At 45.1% G+C, this 17,296-nt stretch carries 15 protein-coding genes, 2 pseudogenes and 1 riboswitch; of the genes and pseudogenes, 11 read left to right on the top strand and 6 right to left on the bottom strand.

Features of this window, described 5'->3' with window-relative positions; translation table 11 throughout:
- Positions 1–468: 468 nt before the first annotated feature.
- A complete protein-coding gene (locus SU60_RS08985; protein ID WP_041155220.1) occupies positions 469–993 on the bottom strand; it encodes a DUF3087 family protein in 525 nt (174 codons plus the stop codon).
- 156 nt (positions 994–1,149) lie between these two features.
- Between SU60_RS08985 and trmY the strand changes: the two genes are divergently transcribed.
- A complete protein-coding gene (gene trmY, locus SU60_RS08980; RefSeq protein WP_041155219.1) occupies positions 1,150–1,749 on the top strand; it encodes a tRNA (pseudouridine(54)-N(1))-methyltransferase TrmY in 600 nt (199 codons plus the stop codon).
- A gap of 82 nt (positions 1,750–1,831) precedes the next feature.
- Here trmY and SU60_RS08975 read toward each other — a convergent pair.
- Together SU60_RS08975 and SU60_RS08970 are read right to left on the bottom strand one after the other, a co-directional pair.
- Positions 1,832–3,174: pseudogene (locus SU60_RS08975) on the bottom strand (TldD/PmbA family protein).
- Positions 3,174–4,559 carry a TldD/PmbA family protein gene (locus SU60_RS08970; RefSeq protein ID WP_041155218.1) on the bottom strand — a complete coding sequence of 462 codons (1,386 nt, stop codon included), beginning with the start codon at positions 4,557–4,559 and terminating at the stop codon, positions 3,174–3,176. The pseudogene SU60_RS08975 and the gene SU60_RS08970 overlap by 1 nt, the downstream one beginning before the upstream one ends.
- A gap of 303 nt (positions 4,560–4,862) precedes the next feature.
- Positions 4,863–4,972: riboswitch (TPP riboswitch) on the top strand.
- 99 nt (positions 4,973–5,071) lie between these two features.
- On the opposite strand from SU60_RS08970, the gene thiD reads away from it, so the two are divergent.
- From thiD to thiE, 7 genes and pseudogenes are all read left to right on the top strand, one after another.
- Entirely contained in the window at positions 5,072–5,944 is an 873-nt protein-coding gene (gene thiD, locus SU60_RS08965) for a bifunctional hydroxymethylpyrimidine kinase/phosphomethylpyrimidine kinase (protein ID WP_041155217.1), read from the top strand.
- Positions 5,934–6,685 (top strand): annotated as a pseudogene (locus SU60_RS08960) (ABC transporter ATP-binding protein). Before thiD ends, SU60_RS08960 begins: the two are co-directional and overlap by 11 nt.
- Entirely contained in the window at positions 6,678–7,478 is an 801-nt protein-coding gene (locus tag SU60_RS08955; RefSeq protein WP_041155216.1) for an ABC transporter permease, read from the top strand. Before SU60_RS08960 ends, SU60_RS08955 begins: the two are co-directional and overlap by 8 nt.
- A gap of 24 nt (positions 7,479–7,502) precedes the next feature.
- Complete coding sequence (locus SU60_RS08950) at positions 7,503–8,453, top strand: ABC transporter substrate-binding protein (RefSeq protein ID WP_128814644.1); 951 nt, start codon at positions 7,503–7,505, stop codon at positions 8,451–8,453.
- Between the two features lie 18 nt (positions 8,454–8,471).
- Positions 8,472–9,140, top strand: a complete 669-nt coding sequence (tenA, locus tag SU60_RS08945) for a thiaminase II (RefSeq protein ID WP_041155214.1) — start codon at positions 8,472–8,474, stop codon at positions 9,138–9,140.
- Positions 9,141–9,152: 12 nt separating this feature from the next.
- Complete coding sequence (gene thiM / locus SU60_RS08940) at positions 9,153–9,950, top strand: hydroxyethylthiazole kinase (protein ID WP_041155213.1); 798 nt, start codon at positions 9,153–9,155, stop codon at positions 9,948–9,950.
- Between the two features lie 67 nt (positions 9,951–10,017).
- A complete protein-coding gene (gene thiE, locus SU60_RS08935) occupies positions 10,018–10,632 on the top strand; it encodes a thiamine phosphate synthase (protein WP_041155212.1) in 615 nt (204 codons plus the stop codon).
- 159 nt (positions 10,633–10,791) lie between these two features.
- Here thiE and SU60_RS08930 read toward each other — a convergent pair whose 3' ends face one another.
- Both SU60_RS08930 and SU60_RS08925 read right to left on the bottom strand, forming a co-directional pair.
- Positions 10,792–13,239 carry a trimethylamine-N-oxide reductase 2 gene (locus SU60_RS08930; protein WP_041155211.1) on the bottom strand — a complete coding sequence of 816 codons (2,448 nt, stop codon included), beginning with the start codon at positions 13,237–13,239 and terminating at the stop codon, positions 10,792–10,794.
- Between the two features lie 22 nt (positions 13,240–13,261).
- On the bottom strand, positions 13,262–14,356 hold the full coding sequence (locus tag SU60_RS08925) for a NapC/NirT family cytochrome c (RefSeq protein WP_041155210.1): 1,095 nt from the start codon (positions 14,354–14,356) through the stop codon (positions 13,262–13,264).
- Between the two features lie 560 nt (positions 14,357–14,916).
- On the opposite strand from SU60_RS08925, the gene SU60_RS08920 reads away from it, so the two are divergent.
- Positions 14,917–15,453 (top strand): DUF924 family protein, encoded by a 537-nt coding sequence (locus SU60_RS08920; RefSeq protein WP_041155209.1) that lies wholly within the window; start codon positions 14,917–14,919, stop codon positions 15,451–15,453.
- 15 nt (positions 15,454–15,468) lie between these two features.
- On the top strand, positions 15,469–15,801 hold the full coding sequence (locus SU60_RS08915) for a DUF4144 family protein (RefSeq protein WP_041155208.1): 333 nt from the start codon (positions 15,469–15,471) through the stop codon (positions 15,799–15,801).
- Between the two features lie 182 nt (positions 15,802–15,983).
- On the opposite strand, the gene ompW is transcribed toward SU60_RS08915, so the two are convergent.
- Positions 15,984–16,628, bottom strand: a complete 645-nt coding sequence (gene ompW / locus SU60_RS08910) for an outer membrane protein OmpW (RefSeq protein WP_041155207.1) — start codon at positions 16,626–16,628, stop codon at positions 15,984–15,986.
- A 292-nt stretch (positions 16,629–16,920) separates the two neighbouring features.
- Between ompW and SU60_RS08905 the strand changes: the two genes are divergently transcribed.
- Positions 16,921–17,232 (top strand): cupin domain-containing protein, encoded by a 312-nt coding sequence (locus SU60_RS08905; protein WP_041155233.1) that lies wholly within the window; start codon positions 16,921–16,923, stop codon positions 17,230–17,232.
- The last annotated feature ends 64 nt before the right edge of the window (positions 17,233–17,296 follow it).

The following is a 17,296-nucleotide window of genomic DNA, read 5'->3' as shown; positions in this document are numbered from 1 at the left end:
CTTATTGGTTTTCACTTTCCTCTCTATTTTTAAAGAAAGAAGTAAAACAAAACAGCTCAAGGCTGCTTCCCAATTCGAATGGTCACTTCGTATCATTGAAACCTTATTTGAAACCGAAGTTTCTAATTGGATTATCATCAACGAGTGCCCACACAGATTGATAGGTCTATATTGTTAAAGAGCTTGCTTTTCGAGAAGTTTTCTCTCAAAGCGGAGGCGTATTCTAATGAACTAATTTTCAGTGTCAAACACTTTTTAAGTTAATTTTTAGAAGTGTTATTTCGCCTCGTTGCCAACTGCTTTTGCGTTTCTGCTTTGCCCTGACAACGGAGGCGAATTATAGGGAGATGATTTTTCTTGGCAACCCTTTTTTAATAAAAAATTCAGTTCTACACGTTGAGTGACGAAATCTTATTCAAACGGTTATTTTTAGCAGTTAAATGTTATATAAACGTAGCAAATTAGCGATCAATATGTGTCTAACCACGCCTCTTCAAAACTCGTAATATCAAGTAATAATGATTTACTCGCTTCGATTTCTTCAATCGTTTCTATTTCTTTATTTACACTGCTGATGGTGATTGTGTTGTTATCCAACTCAAATACTTGTCTTTGTGTGGTGTAGTAGAACTTAAGAATGGTTAGCGCTTTGAGATCATCAGAACTCGCGGCAGCCTTAATATATTTTAGCTTGCGGTAAATCTTGTTGTGCAACTGCTTTAATTTCCAGACGTACCATACCTCTAACATAAACGGGCTTTTTTTAATCTGATTCAGCAACGAAAGTGACGTAGTCAGTGCTAAAATGACACCGATTAAGTTCCAGTGAAAGTTACCAGTCGATTGCTCTGGCTGAATATTAGTATTTCCAAAAAAACTAATGAGTAGAGTACTAAACGCCAAAGACGATACGGCAAGTAAAATAATAAAGCCGCCTATAACAAGGTTAACTTTCTTTCGATAGACTACTTTATCTATATTTTTAATTTCCATGGACTACTCCTAATTGGCTAAGGCCATTTTAACGGTCAGTGCACTCATCACAATAAAAGCTTTGTAAGTAAGTTCACATTTACTATTAAACTCGCACCAAGGAGCCGTCTGGGTATATACTTCGCGCATTCACTCTTCCTATTAGAGGCTAAATTCATGCGCTCTTTTGTTTTACGAGCTCGCGCGGCGCCGACCACCAGCAAAGCACTACTAGAAGGTGTTGGTAATGAAGCGCATACTGAAATCCTTGCTCATACCATGATGAACACGATGTTTGTCGCTCAATCTCATCGCGAAGATGTTGTGGTTCACTTAGTTCTAGAGAGCACGAAAGATTACTCACGCACAATTACCATCCGTTCAAACGACATCACTAATATTGGCGGTTTTCATGAATCGACGCTAATCGCAGCAATTGCTCGCGCGTTGGATGCATCTGTAGGTATGGGTAAAGAACAGCTTCGCGAAGTTGAGCCGGGAATTATCGTTCGTACAGTAAGCTTCGAACGCTTGGTTCAAGAACTTGCTGAAGACCATCAGCTTTATATGTTAGACAAGAAAGGCGAGTTCGTGCGCGACACAGAAATTGGTCCAAATCCATGTTTTTTGCTCACCGACCACATTCCTATGCCGAAGAAGTCATTCAACAGCTTGAAGCGCCTTGGCACCGAGAAAATAAGCCTTGGCCCTAAGATGCTTTTCGCGTCTCAGTGTGTGGTGCTGATCCACAATGAATTGGACATCCGAGAGTTTTAACTCTCCGAGTATCAGCAAGTAGTATAGAAGAAAGAGGACTCCATTGAGTCCTCTTTTTATTTCTGTATTGCTAATGCTCGGCTTATTTGCCACCAATGCTTAAACGTGAAAAACGCACATCTGGTGCAAAAAAGGTTCGACTATCATTGGTCAACTGAACATCTCCAACCGCTTCCACTTCTTGGAGCATTCTGTAAAAGTTTCCCGCGACCGTGATGCCACGCACTGGCTGAACTCGTTTACCATCTCGCATAAAAAGCCACTTGCGCCAAAAGAGAAATCACCACTGACTACATCTGCGCCAGAATGAACCCCTTGCAACTCCACAAGCTCTAGATACTGACCAGCTTTTACTTCAGCACCACTACTTCCACCCGTAGCGATCACTTTATGATTCGCTGCAACATCTAGGCTTGATTTTGCACTGCGAGATGCACTTGCCGTCGACACTGCACCCAAATAACTCGCTGTTTGGCTATTGTGCAATAGCGTATTCAGTTGGCCATTGGCTATCAACACATTGTCTTGGGTGGCAAAACCTTCACTATCAAACCCTGTGATAGCCATACCATTTGGCATGTATGCCGCATCAGTAAAGGTGATCAGTTCACTTGCTACGCTTTGACCAAGCTTGTCACCCAGTGGCGAGATGCCTTTCATCGCACTCACACCAGAAAACGCACTGCCAAATGCACCAAACAGGCTGCTTAACGCATTGATGTGGAAGATGGCCGGATAGTTACCTGTCGCAACTGGTGCTCCATCAAGGAGGTCGCGAGCAAGGTGGTAACCGCCTTCAATGCAGTAAGTTGGATTCAACTCATCAAAACGGCGACCAACCGAAATTTTGCCCGCCATCGATTGCTTACCGTCTTTTTCGAAAAGCGTATAAGCATAACAGTTGAAAGAGCGTTCAAAATGCTGACATAGAGTACCTTGAGTATTCGCAATGATCAGCTGAGATTCACCATCGCTATAACCATTGTATGGTGAGCTTGAAGCGTGAGGCAGAGCCACAACACCTTGTTCAAGCGCGAGAGACAATTCAATTTTCTCATCGACCGATGTGGTATCGTCTTGCGCAATTTCTGCAATATCAGTAGTGATTTTGCTGTTTACACAGCTGATAGTTTGATGTTCATCTTGTTTAGAAAAGCGAGCACTTTGCAGCGCGTTTGTGAGCATCAAATCTAAACTTGGTTGCTCTAGTGATTCAGAATAACTTGTCGCGACACGCTCGTCTTTAATGACTCGAACACCCAGCACTTGGCTTGAGCTAACTTTGTACTCATCCAGCTTGCCTTGGTTTGCTTTTAGCGAAAAGCTACTGTTACGGTTCACAATCACATCCGCTTCCGCACCTTGGCGTTTGGCTTCTGACAGGACGTAATCAACTGCATTAAGAAGTTGTTTTTCTTGGCTCATTAGTTACCACCTCCTACCAGAATATTGTCTACTTTAAGGGTTGGTTGACCGACTGTTGTAGGTACTGCGCCACTCACTGAACCACACATACCTGGAGCAAGTGCCATGTCCTTACCGACCATACTTATTTCTTTCAATACTTTAGGTCCAGTACTGATCAGTGTCGCCGCTTTCAAAGGCTTGGTAATTTTGCCGTTTTCAATCAAATACGCCTCACGAACAGCAAAGTTAAATTCGCCGGTCCCTGGTTGAACGGAGCCACCACCCATTTTTTTGGCATAAATACCGCGTTCGATTCCCGCAAGCATATCATCGAGTGAATGCTCTCCTTCTTCGATAAAGGTATTGCGCATACGCGAGGTTGGTGCGAACTTGTAGTTCTGACGACGACCAGAACCCGTTGGTTCGTACCCCGTCTTCATGCCACCCATTTTGTCGACCATAAAGCTAGTTAGCTTACCGTCTTTGATCAGTTGGGTACGCTGCGTTGACAAACCTTCATCATCAACGTGGATTGAGCCCCATTCGTTCGTCATCGTGCCATCATCGACAGCACTAACGGCAGAATGCGCAATCATCTCGCCCATCTTGTCATGGAACACCGACGCTTTCTTCGCGACCGACGTTGTTTCGAGTAAGTGACCACACGCTTCGTGGAAGATGACACCGCCAAAGCCATTGCCAATCACCACAGGCATCTCACCTGATGGACACACATCTGCACCAAGCTTAACCAGCGCTTGTCGTGCGATAGTTTGGCCTAGATCTTGAGTATCCAGTTGTTCGCTATACTCCCAACCGGCTAGCGCACCAGGCCCTTCCATTCCGGAAGATTGCTCATTGCCCTTTTGAGCCACCGTATTCCCCGCCACTCGAATATAGTGACGAGTATCTTCAACGTTCAAGCCTTCAGAGTTGAAAATAGAAACTTGCTGTTCTCGTTGCAGCACACTGCCTATAAACTGACTGATGTACTCACTTTCAGAACGAGCCGCTTGGTCAACGTTAAGTAGAAACGCAATTTTAGAATCCAGGTTGGCATCTTTGCTCAGTGGCAGAGCACAGCCATGCTGAATAGGGTAGCGATTCAAGTTCAAAGCTCCTGCAGATGCAATTTGCTCTCGCTTATCTTTTGCCGCAAGCAATGACGTGACCCGCTTTAGTTCAGTCTCATTGGTGCTGTTGGTATAGCCGTAAAGCACTTTATGGCCGAAGAAAAGGCGAATACCGATACCAAAGTCGATACCTGAGTTCACCTTATCCACTTCACCAGAGGCGATCTGGACGGTGTTGGTTTGATGATGTTCAACGAATAGCTCAGCGAAATCAGCCCCTAAAAATAGAGCATGATCGATCACTGACTTCGCTGTTGTAGAATTAAGCATGAAGTCTCCTTGCTAGATGATCGTTTAGCCTTCCTAAATAACGTTACTAGCAGTACGTAACATTACATTGGCAACGGAAGCTATTTTAACATTCTATTAACCTATTTTTGTACTAATCCTTGCCAAATCAGATTACGGGCTATTATTAATTATTCTAAATTTCATTAAAAAAGCAGTGGGTTACACTATTAAAACCGTTTAAGCACGGGATTTACATGCTACTTTAGCATTCATCATCGGGCACTCAATCATAAATCTTACAAAAAAGCATACCGCTTAGGTTAGTGTCCTGTTATCATCTTTACCAAATAGTCGGGGGGCCCGCGTCATTGTGCGCTGGCTGCGATCGAAATTCGAGACCCGTTGAACCTGATTCAGTTAGCACTGACGTAGGGAACTATATACACTTTGCCTTTAGCCTAACTTCCAGGGCTTGCGACCGTAGATCTCAATGTCGATCTGCCCAATATCAGTCAAAGTCAGTTCCTATATGTCTTGTTATAGGAGCGACCATGACACAACAATTCAAGCCCAAATCTCGTACTACGTCATCATCAATAATTCCTGTTGTCTTAACTATTGCTGGCTCTGACAGCGGTGGCGGTGCCGGGATACAGGCTGATATCAAAGCCATGTCAGCAACAGGCAGTTTTGCTTGCTCTGTCATTACCGCCATCACTTCACAGAATACCCTAGGCGTTTCCGCCATTTTTCCTATCCCGTTGGAACATGTTGAAAGCCAACTCGATGCCGTCTTTACCGACCTTAATATCGTGGCAGTAAAAATCGGTATGTTGGCGGACTCCGATATCATTAAAGTCGTCGCGAACAAAATTAAGCAGTACCAACCAAAGCATTTGGTCATTGACCCGGTAATGGTCGCCACTAGCGGTGATTTATTATTGGAACACTCCTCGATTAATACTTTAAAAGAAGTACTCATTCCTCTCGCAGACATCGTCACCCCAAACCTTCCGGAAGGCGCGGCGTTAACGGGCAGACCTGTTCCAGAATCTGAAGCCGAAATGAATGAAATGATTACGGATCTTCGTGCGCTTGGCGCAAAAGCAATATTGCTGAAAGGGGGACATTTAGAGACAGATGAGAACAGCAACGATCTTCTTATCACGCAAGACTCTGCGACATTGATCAGCGCAAAACGTCTGCTAACCAAAAACACTCATGGGACGGGTTGTACCCTTTCTTCTGCCATTGCGTCTTACCTAGGGCAAGGTAATGACCTGCACCAAGCGGTGCGTTTGGGTAAGCAATATATTTCCCGCGCGATTGCTCACGCTGATGAACTGGCGGTAGGTAAAGGACACGGCCCAGTTCATCACTTTTTTGTCAGAGCAAGTCTGGAGACAAGTAATAATGAATCCTAATGCCTTTGGTATTCAGATAACTAACGCTTGTCTACAGTTCAACGACAACAAAGCGCCCACTCTGTCAGGACTGCATATGACTGTCCCTGCTGGACGGTGGACGGTATTACTCGGTCGTAGTGGCAGTGGAAAAACCACTATTTTGCGTTATTTGGCAGGTTTACTCGAAGATCAAATCAAATGGCAGGGAGAAATAATTACAACGGATAAACTCGATCTGCATGGTCGTATCGCGTATATGGCACAACAGGATTTGCTCTTACCATGGCTCAATGTACTAGATAATGTTTGTTTAAGCGCACGATTTTCTCACGCTCAACACCAGTGTAACAAGCAACGTGCGATGACATTGCTTGAGCAGGTTGCTTGAGCCAATACGCAAATGCAAAACCAAGCCAGCTTTCAGGTGGAATGCGACAACGAGTCGCCCTAGCTCGCACGCTGATGCAAGACAAACCACTGATCTTAATGGATGAGCCTTTCTCCGCACTGGATGCCGTCACCCGTCATAAACTGCAAACTCTTTCTGCCACCATGCTGAAAGGAAAAACCGTCATACTCATTACGCATGATCCACAAGAGGCCGTACGCTTGGCGAATCAACTTTATGTTCTGCAAGGAACACCAGCACGCGCTCAGCATCTAGTCGTACCGGAATCCCAACCGCCTCGCGCGATTGATGGTGAGTGCGCCACTTTGCAGCAAACGATCTTAGAGCAGTTGGAGATAGATTATGAGTGATATGACTCAGTACCAGAGCGTCTCCACACGCATCAGAAAAAAAGAACGGGTGACACACCCTATAACCCGGTTATTGGTCAGCACTGCGGTGATTTTAAGTTTGTGGCAATTGACCGTAATACTATTCAAGCTGCCCAGCTTCATTTTACCCGCCCCGATAGAAGTACTTGATAGATTGGTGTCGCGATACGATGTGTTGCTCCCACATACTTGGGTCACGGCAAAAGAAATCTTGCTCGGGCTCACTCTGGGCTTATCGATGGGGTTGTTGTTTGCTCTACAGATGTTGCTGTTCGAACCACTAAAACGCTGGCTGCTACCGATTCTGATTGCTAGCCAGGCGATTCCGGTATTTGCCATTGCACCCGTTCTGATGCTTTGGCTTGGCTACGGCATCGCATCAAAAGTCGTCATGGCGGCGATCATCATCTTTTTTCCAGTGACAACGTGCTGTTATGACGGTTTGCGTAATACCCCAAGTGGCTACCTAGATCTCGCTAAAACAATGGGGGCATCTAAATGGCAACTGCTACGTCATATTCAACTGCCTGCGGCTTTGCCAACCTTAGCTTCTGGTATTCGTGTTGCCGTCGTCATCGCACCAATTGGAGCAGTAGTTGGCGAATGGGTAGGCTCCAGCGAAGGTTTGGGTTACCTAATGCTACAAGCCAATGCTCGCATGATTATCGATGAGATGTTTGCAGCGCTATTTATCCTCGCCGCTCTATCTATCGCACTCTATTTCATTACTGACAAACTATTAAAAGTAACCATCCCGTGGGAAAACAAATAGGGACAACGAAAAGGAAGATTACCCGTGAATAAAAATAAACGAATGAGCGTCGTCACTCTGCTTACTTCAATCGTCTCAACAAACGTATTGTCAGCGGATAAGGAAATGACGTTAATGCTGGACTGGTTCGTGAACCCTAACCATGGTCCTATTGTCATCGCGCAAGAGCGAGGTTACTTTGAAGAGCAAGGTTTAAAAGTCAATATTCAAGAACCTGCCGATCCAAGTACGCCCCCCAAGCTGGTTGCTGCTGGCAAAGTCGATATGGCAATTTCGTACCAGCCAAGCCTGACGATTGACGTTGCAGCAGGTCTACCACTGATTCGCTCCGCAACACTTATTGCAACGCCACTGAATACCATGATGGTACTCGACAACGGTAAGAACGACAGCCTTGCCGATCTAAAAGGTAAGAAGATCGGCATTTCCATCGCTGGTAATGAAGAAGCAACCATCGGCACAATGTTGGCAGAAGAGAATGTGAAGTTTTCTGACGTACAAATCATCAACGTTGGCTGGGCGCTATCTTCCTCTCTGGCATCAGGCAAAGTGGATGCGATTTGGGGTGGACTACGTAACTTCGAAACTAACCAGCTTGCGTTAGAGGGTTACCAAGCTAAAGCCTTCTTCCCAGAAGAACACGGCGTGCCAGCATATGACGAACTTGTGTTTGTCGCGAATGCAAAAACATACGACAAAGAGGCCATCAAAGCCTTCAACAAAGCGCTTGAGCAAGCCACCACTTACATCGTGAACCATCCCAAAGCATCTTGGAAAGAGTTTGTTGCTTACTCACCAGACACGCTGAACAACGAACTGAACCAACGAGCCTGGAATGACACCTTGACTCGTTTTGCGCTTCGCCCATCCGCAGTTGATCTAAAACGTTACGACGATTACGCCGAGTTCATGTACTCACAAAAAATCATCGAAACGCTACCAAAAGCGAAAGATTACGTGCCTAGCTTTGACTAATTCTGAGGTTATCCCATTATGAAATACCAAGATTTGATCGACGCTTGCCGTCAAGACTGGCAGGAATATACAGAGCACCTATTCGTTCAGCAATTAGCGCAAGGCACGCTTGCTCAACCTTGTTTTCTGCATTATTTGAAACAGGACTTTTTATTTCTCAAGCAATACGCTCGCGCTTATGCATTAGCGATTTATAAAGCACGTACTTTGTATGACATGCGTCGCGCACTGCCGAGCGTTCATGCGTTGTTGGATTCAGAAATCGCTCACCATGTGACTTACTGTGGTCAATGGGGCTTGACTGAATCCGATCTGGAAAACGAACCGGAAGATTTCGGCACCGTAGCCTACACACGCTATGTGCTAGATGCAGGTATGACGGGTGATTTGGTTGACCTGTATGCGGCATTAGCGCCTTGCTCTATCGGCTATGCGGTTATTGGCAAAATGTTGATGGAAGATGAAAACACCATTATTGAAGGTAACCCGTACGCTAGCTGGATCACCCTCTATGGCGGTGAAGAGTTCCAGTCAGGTGTTGCGGAGGGCGCGGCGCACTTTAACGAGCTACTAGCTGAAATCGATATCAACAGCCAGCGCGGCCAGAACCTAATTCAGGTATTCAAAACGGCAACGCGTATGGAAGTCGCTTTCTGGCAACAAGGCTTAAATGCTCAGCAAAATTAATTGGAGACGCCCATGTTAATTGAAAATATCACTCAAGCATTAGCCGCTGTACGTCAACAAAAGCCATTGGTTGTGAACATCACGAACTACGTTGTAATGAACAACACGGCGAACGCTCTGCTGGCAATCGGTGCCTCTCCAATCATGGCGCACTCCAAACAAGAGATGGCCGAAATGATGTCATTTTCTGGCGCGCTGGTGATCAACATTGGCACACTCGACAGCGAGTGGATACCTCGTATGATCTACGCCGTTGAACAAGCCAACGCAAACGGCAAAACCATCGTGCTTGATCCCGTCGGCTGCGGTGCAAGTGGGCTACGTACCGAAACTTCACGCCAAATTGCACGTTTGGCTGATAAATTGATTATCCGTGGTAATGCTTCTGAGATCATTGCTTTAGCGGGTGAACAAGCTCAGAGCAAAGGGGTCGACGCTCTCGACAATAGTGAAGCTGCATTAGGCGCTGCGCAGTGTCTCGTTGCAGAGTACGGGGCAAACGTTGTAATTTCTGGCGAAACAGACTTCATCGTGACGAAATCGCAGACCGTAACACTCGGCAATGGCCACGAAATGATGCCATACGTAACGGGAATGGGTTGTACGTTATCTGCACTCACTGGCGCATTTGCCGCGGTGGGTGATGAAACCGGTTTAGCCGCCGCTGCCATACTTGGTGTCGCGGGTGAAATCGCCGCCGAACAAGCGCGCGGTCCGGGCAGCTTACAATTAACCTTGCTTGACGAGTTGTATCAGCTTGATGAACAAACACTGGCAAAACGACTCAAGCTTACCGTCATTAAAGACTAACAACAGAGCAACTTAACATCGATGCCTCCGGCTCATAGCGAAGAGTTGGAGGCATAAAGGAAACAAAATGAACGCCTATCGTTTGTATTTGGTCACCGATGACCAACAAGATCTTGCCACGCTCAAGCATGTGGTCAGTAAAGCAGTGGAAGGTGGCGTGACCATGGTGCAAGTTCGTGAGAAACATGGTGACGTACGTGCTTTTATCGAAAGAGCTCTGGCAGTCAAAGAACTCCTGAAACATACCAATGTGCCATTAATCATCAACGATCGAGTCGATGTTGCACTTGCAGTCGATGCTGACGGCGTGCACCTCGGTCAATCGGACATGCCTGCTCATATCGCACGCGAGCTGATTGGTCCAAATAAAATTCTCGGTTTATCCATTGAGGATGAGCAACAACTCGCGCAAGTCGACACCCTACCGATAGATTACATCGGCTTAAGCGCTATCTATGCGACACCGACCAAAACCAACACCCAAAAACACTGGGGTATAGATGGTTTAAAAATGGCACTCAATACCACATCTCTCCCGATCGTCGCGATTGGTGGCATTAACGAAGCCACTATCCCAGAACTCAGCGCAACTGGGGTACAGGGTTTAGCACTAGTATCTGCGATTTGTCATGCTGACGATCCAAAAATCAAATGTGAGTACTTACTTAGCTTAATGAACTGAGCGATGAAATCATCGTTACTTTTGGCTATACAGAAAAAGGTCATTTGCTTCTCTAATTCTGTATCAACCTGTTTGATTTTTGCTTAATAAAAATTGATTTTTTCTCGATAAAAAAGAAGCCAACGAATCGCTGGCTTCTTACTTTCAAACGTTATTTATCTAACCGTTTTTAGGTGGTTCAAACGCTGTGAGTTCTAACTCTGGTCCTGTGTATTTTTCAATACGGACCAGTGCTGAGTTGGCCGCACAGCCGTTAGCGAGTCTCGACGTAGGAATATCTAATGTCAGTACGTTACAACCGCCGTTTTTACAGATACCAGTATTCGGATCTAAGTCAGGCCAACCTCCCTCGTGAATACACACAGAACCTTGTTTGATACGATCTGTAACTTCTGCACCAACTAACACTTGGCCACGGCCGTTAAACGCACGAACGAGATCACCAGTATTAATGCCACGAGATTTTGCATCTTCAGGGTGAATCCAAATCGGCTCACGGTTTGCAATCGCGTACTCTTCACGAATCTTCGCGTAGTTAAATTGACTGTGTAGACGGTGCGCGGCATGCGCTGTCATTAACTGCAATTCACCACTTTGCGCGTTACCCGTATATTCAGTTGGCTCGAACCAAGCAGGATGCGGCAGACAGTCTTCTAACTGATAACCTGCAATCGTTTTCGAATAGATTTCGATCTTACCACTCGGTGTGCCTAATGGATTCATAACCGGATCTTCACGGAAGTCAGCATAGCGAACAAACTGAGCGTTTTTCTCGTTCCACTTCATTTCGATCAGTTGGTTATCTTCCCAAAACTTACTGAAGTTAGGCATTGCTACACGAGATCCGCGGCCACCTTTTTGCGCCACTTTATAGAAGCCATATAGCCACTCCATCTCAGTTTTGCCTTCGGTGTAGACATCGTGTCCACCAGGTGCAAGAAACTCAGCGAGGTCAGCAAAGACATCGAAGTCATTCCGCGCTTCACCTTGCGGTTCAACCACTTGCTTCATCGGTACCAAATGTTGGTTACTGTAGTCACCTGTCATCGTCAGATCATTACGCTCAAACGATGTCGTAATTGGCAGCACGATGTCCGCATGTTTTGCTGCTGCTGTCCAATAAGGTTCCGAAATCACGATCAGTTCAGGCTTTTGCCATGCTCTTATCAAACGGTTTGTATCTTGATGGTGAGTAAAGTTCGCACCACCAGCCCACCAAATCATTTTGATGTCAGGGAACGTGAGTTCATGACCATTATGGTGGAATGATTTACCTGGGTTTTCCAGTGCCTCAACAATTCGTGCAACCGGGAAACTTTGTATTGCACCCGTGATCGCCCAGTCATTACCAGCAGACGAACCACCACCTATAGAAGCAGAAATCGCGGGAAGTACACCTGCGTCACGAGCAGGGTTACCACCATTTGAGTAGTGATAAGATAAACCAAAGCCACCACCCGGTAAGCCAATTTGCCCCAACATAGATGCAAGTGTCACCAACATCCAATGACGTTGTTCACCGTATTGCTGGCGCTGAATGCCCCAACCAGACATTAGCATAGTACGGTTTTTGCTGAAGATATCAGCCAATAGCTCTATCTGTTTCGCTGGGACGCCACAAATTTGAGATGCCCACTCTGCTGACTTCTCAACACCATCTTCTTCACCTAATAAATAAGCTTCGAAGATCTCATAGCCAGTAGCATACTTATCGAGGAAGGCTTTATCGTGCTTACCTTGTTTCACTAATGTATGCGCGATACCCATCATCATTGCCACGTCAGTCATTGGATGAGGGGCAATCCACTCTGCATTATCGCCAAAGAACTCTATGGTTTCAGAACGAATCGGATCTATCGCGATTACGGTTTTGCCCGATTTTTTCAGTTGATGGAAGAACTCTAAGCCAGCACAGTCTGTTGAACTCCAAGCAATTTTTAAGGTGTTAATTGGGTTCAAACCCCAAAGCACCACCACATCACTGTGTTCAAGAACCACAGGGTAAGTGGTTTGTTGCTCGTACACTTCAATGGAACCAACAACGTGCGGCATGATGACCTGAGCAGCACCAGTTGAGTAATCACCTAAGTGGCCAGAATAACCACCAGCCATACTCATGTAGCGTTGCAACAAGGTTTGCGCTTTATGTAACACACCACTTGAACGCCAGCCATAAGAACCTGCGAAAATAGATGTCGGGCCGTATTCTTTACGAATACGCATGTGTTGCTCATGGATCAGTTTGTACGCATCATCCCAAGAGACTCGAACAAACTCATCGCGGCCACGAACGCCTTCAGGTGAAGACGGGTTCGCCAAATAGCCTTTACGTACCATTGGGAATTTCACACGAGCCTTAGTGTGAACTTGATCAGGACCAGTGCTTTGCAAACTATTTGGTACCGTCTGAGCAAGTGCATTGGTTGTAGAAACCAGCTTGCCATCTTGTACTTCACACAGTAACGGTCCCATACGACCTGCAGTTAAAATGCCTTTACCACGTTCATTTGAAGACGCAACCGACATTGGCGCGAATGAAGTGAATGCCATTGCACCAGCCGCCATACTGGTACCTTTTAAAAATCCGCGGCGGGTCATTTTCGTCATAGTATTATCCTTCTATTTATCGTTAGTGACCAACCACGTCTTTCGCGTGGTGCTGGAAGAACTTAGTCAGAATTTCTAGATTTTCAGCAGTAATATCCGTACGATCACCCATACTCTTCGCAACTGGTCCCCATGCGTTCACCGTAAAGTGATTCGAAGGAATCTTCGCGTGACACGTTGCACAATAAACATTGTCCAACTCTTCTGCGTATGACCAAACAGGATCGAGTGTATCCACAACTGGAGAGTCAATCGTGCTTGTCAATGAAACAGATCGCCATTCGTTGCCGTAAACATCAGCGGTAAAGTCACCGCCCTCAAGCGCTTGTTGACCTTGCTCTGTCAACGTCGCGACTATCGCACGCTGCCCTTCCCCCATATAAAGCACTTGCTCGGCACCCTTCATTTGGAAAGCACGTAACTTAACAGTTCGATTATCACCCTCAGCACTCACCACTTCTAACTCAGTTGTTGGATTAATGGTTCCCATTTCACCCATATCAATAGTAGTAACTGGGTATACAACTTTCGCATCTGGTGACGTTTTAGTCGTAAAGCTCATTAAGGTATCAAACGCTTTGCTATCTAGCTCAGCCTCTGGTGCGAAGTGTGCGACCCCCTTGTGACAATCAATACAAGTTTGATTATTTTCGATACCGTAAGCGTGCATTTTCACTGCGTCACGGGACTGCTCAAACCCTTCCATCGCATCAAACTCATGACAAGAGCGACAGGTCGCAGAATCATTTTTACGGAACTGTTCCCACACCATTTCTGCTAATTCTGTGCGATGTGCTTCGTATTTTTCTGGAGTATCAATTTTGCCAGTTATAAATTCGTGGTAGATGTCTTTAGATGCCCGTATTTTAGTTATCAAGTAATCCAAAGGTTCATGAGGTATATGGCAGTCCGCACATTCTGCGCGAATACCCTTAGCATTGCTAAAGTGAACAGAGCCTTGATACTCTTTAAGAGGGGTTTCCATAGTATGACATGAGACACAAAACTCCGTAGATGAGGTGTAGTGCATGACGGCTGCCGTTCCCCCGAGGGTTAACCAGCCAACCCCTATCCCGGCCACTAATAGCAAAATAATATATCGTTTTTTCATTTTAATAACTCGCTACACTTGCTTACAAATTGTAATTATAGATTGCAAATTAACACTTTGTGAGTAGTTAGTACTTGATCAATATCATAGGTGACAGGCGTTATTGCTTGGTAGAGTAAACCAAGGTGTGACAATACCTTACCAATCACAACCAGTGACATTTATCTTATTTATGAATAGCTCAAATTCATTTGCTCTCGGCACAAAAGAGTGAAATAGTCTGTCACATCAAAACTGGTAAACAACTTGGCAAACTATACAAATGTAACGCATTGGTAAAATGACATTTACGTTTAATAAAACCGTAGATGACCAGATGGCTCCTTTCTTCCTCTCAACCGTGCAATAATCAACCACAGACCTAACGCAAACATCAAAGTAGTCGACAGCAATAAAGAACTGACTAGCAATACGGTTTCCGACACACAGATGTGTAATGAGTTTGAACGATATGAGTTAGAACGCTATATAGTAGAAACTTACGGTCGTGAATAAAGGCAAGCGCCAATACCTTCAGTCGGCGCTTCGTTACTGCTTCTTTGCAACAAAAAACAAAAGGACACGCTATGTACCAGTCGATCATTCATTTCTGGTTTGAAGAACTGACACCTGAAAATTGGTTTGAAAATAATCCCGATCTGGACGCAGAAATCCAATCACGCTTTGCCACGTTATTAGAACAAGCCGCTTGTTGTGAACTGTTTCACTGGCGCGATAACGCACAAGGACGATTAGCCGAAATCATCGTGCTCGACCAATTCTCACGCAATATCTATCGCAATTCGCCTAAAGCATTTGCGCAAGACCCACTTGCTCTAGCGTTAGCGCAAGAGGCGATTCGACTAGGTCTTGATAAAAAACTTGCTCCAGAAAAACAAAGCTTTTTGTACATGCCATTCATGCACAGTGAATCTCACCTTATTCATGTGCAAGCAGAACAGCTATTTCGAGCTCCGGGACTTGAAAACAATTACAATTTTGAGCTAAAACACAAAGCCATCATCGATCAGTTTGGGCGCTATCCACATCGCAACGCGGTTTTGGGAAGAGAGAGTACTCCTGAGGAAATTGAGTTTTTAAAGACACCACACTCTAGTTTCTAACAACAAGGCACAAGAATGACTCAAAACACGGTATTATGGCCATGCCTACTAAAACTAGAAGGTGATGATGAACTCATTTATCTTCCCTCCATTACAGAATTACACACTGAATGCGAGTCGCTGATTTGGAGCAAAGAAGATTACGTTGTTGACTCCGAAGGTCGCTCTTTTAGACTGAGATATGACAACGACAAGCGCATCACATTGAACCCAACAGACAACGTATTATCCGTCGAGGAAGTGACAGCCCTGATTCAATGCCATGAATTCAGTCAGGCGCAACGATGTATCATTAAAATACAATTCGCGTCAGTACAACAAGCGGTCTTGGCACTATCCAGTCAATAGGTGACCATTCAATGATTAATACAGACACAGCCGATGCTTAGAATAAGTAGCGCCCAATTAAGCTATCGGGCGCAATCGTTAAAGTCAGTTTCCGAGGCACTTAATAGCCAGGCCAAACATGGTCATCTAAACAGCCTACCCGAGTGTCGATACTGACAATCGTTGGTAGGAAAATCATAACGTTAGAACTTATAGCCGCCGCTAATCATGAAGACCCAAGGATTAATTTTGACGTCGGTTTTTTGTTTATCACCAGCAAACTTGTAGGTCGCTTCCGTCTCTATATTTGCATACCATGCAGACGCGCCGACAAACCATTTTTCATCAATCTGATAGTCGACACCAAAATTTGCTGCCAGACCGAAAGAGTCATCTAACTCAAGATCAGAAAGACCCGCCTGTTTTGCTTTGCTATTAAAGCCTTCATCAAAGAAGATGGTGTAGTTAATGCCTGCGCCAACGTAAGGTCGCACCTTGCTTTCTGGCTCACCAAAGTAATATTGAACCATCAGAGTCGGTGGTAAATGCTTGGTGTCTGCGATATCACCGAGCCCCAATAAATCCGTTGAAATATCGTGACTGAACGGCGTTGCGGCCAATATTTCCAGACTGATGTTGTCGGTAAACATATAACCTAATGTCAAACCAAGTTGGGTGTTTGAATCTACCTTTAGCTCTTCCTTTGAGCCTAATATTTTGTCGCTACTATCATTGGGAACCACCGAGGCAGCACCGACACGTAACACGAAGTCTCCTTGCTGATGGGCAAAAACGCTAGGCGACAAGAGTGCGGCAACCACTGCCAAACTGGAGATTGTTTTTTTCATTTTATCTTTCCTTTATAGGGCTTCGTTATATTGACACCACTCTGCTTCTCGCCTGTTCTGCCAACAAGTTAGAGGACAAGCCTGAAGCACGCGGATATCGTTATTTCTCTGAGCTGTGCGCAATCTAGCACATAAAAACCCTACATTTTTGATGGAAATCAATTTGTAAAAATCATGTCTATTCTGTATGAAGAAATGTATATTTGATCAAAAAAATATGCAAATGGGACGCAATTTTGTAATTTATATTGTGCGTTTGCGAGATATGTTATTAAAAATATACGGAGACCTGATGAACCTATATAAAGACTTACCCCACGACCTTGGTAAGGAGATGTTTGACGAGCTTTTGAATTATCAAACATTGCGCATCGAACGGATCGTCTCAAGAGGTCATGTATCGCCAGAAGAAGGCTGGTACGATCAAGAGGAGCATGAATGGGTTGTGATCATTCAGGGGGCAGGAGAAATTGAATTTAAAAATGGGCCCGTTAAACGACTTGAGGCAGGCGATCATATCAACATCCCTGCACACACTAAGCATAGAGTGAACTGGACAACGCCAGACAAGGAAACAATTTGGCTGGCGGTATTTTATCAATAAAACCCTGCCCATAACGATATGAGAAGGGTTTTACATTTAATCAATGAAAATTAGGCGACTAAAT

It is taken from the genome of Vibrio mytili (assembly GCF_000830505.1).
GTDB classification, from domain to species: Bacteria; Pseudomonadota; Gammaproteobacteria; order Enterobacterales; family Vibrionaceae; genus Vibrio; species Vibrio mytili.
Note: the sequence above shows the minus strand (reverse complement) of the source record. Positions and strands in the feature narration are given on the sequence as shown.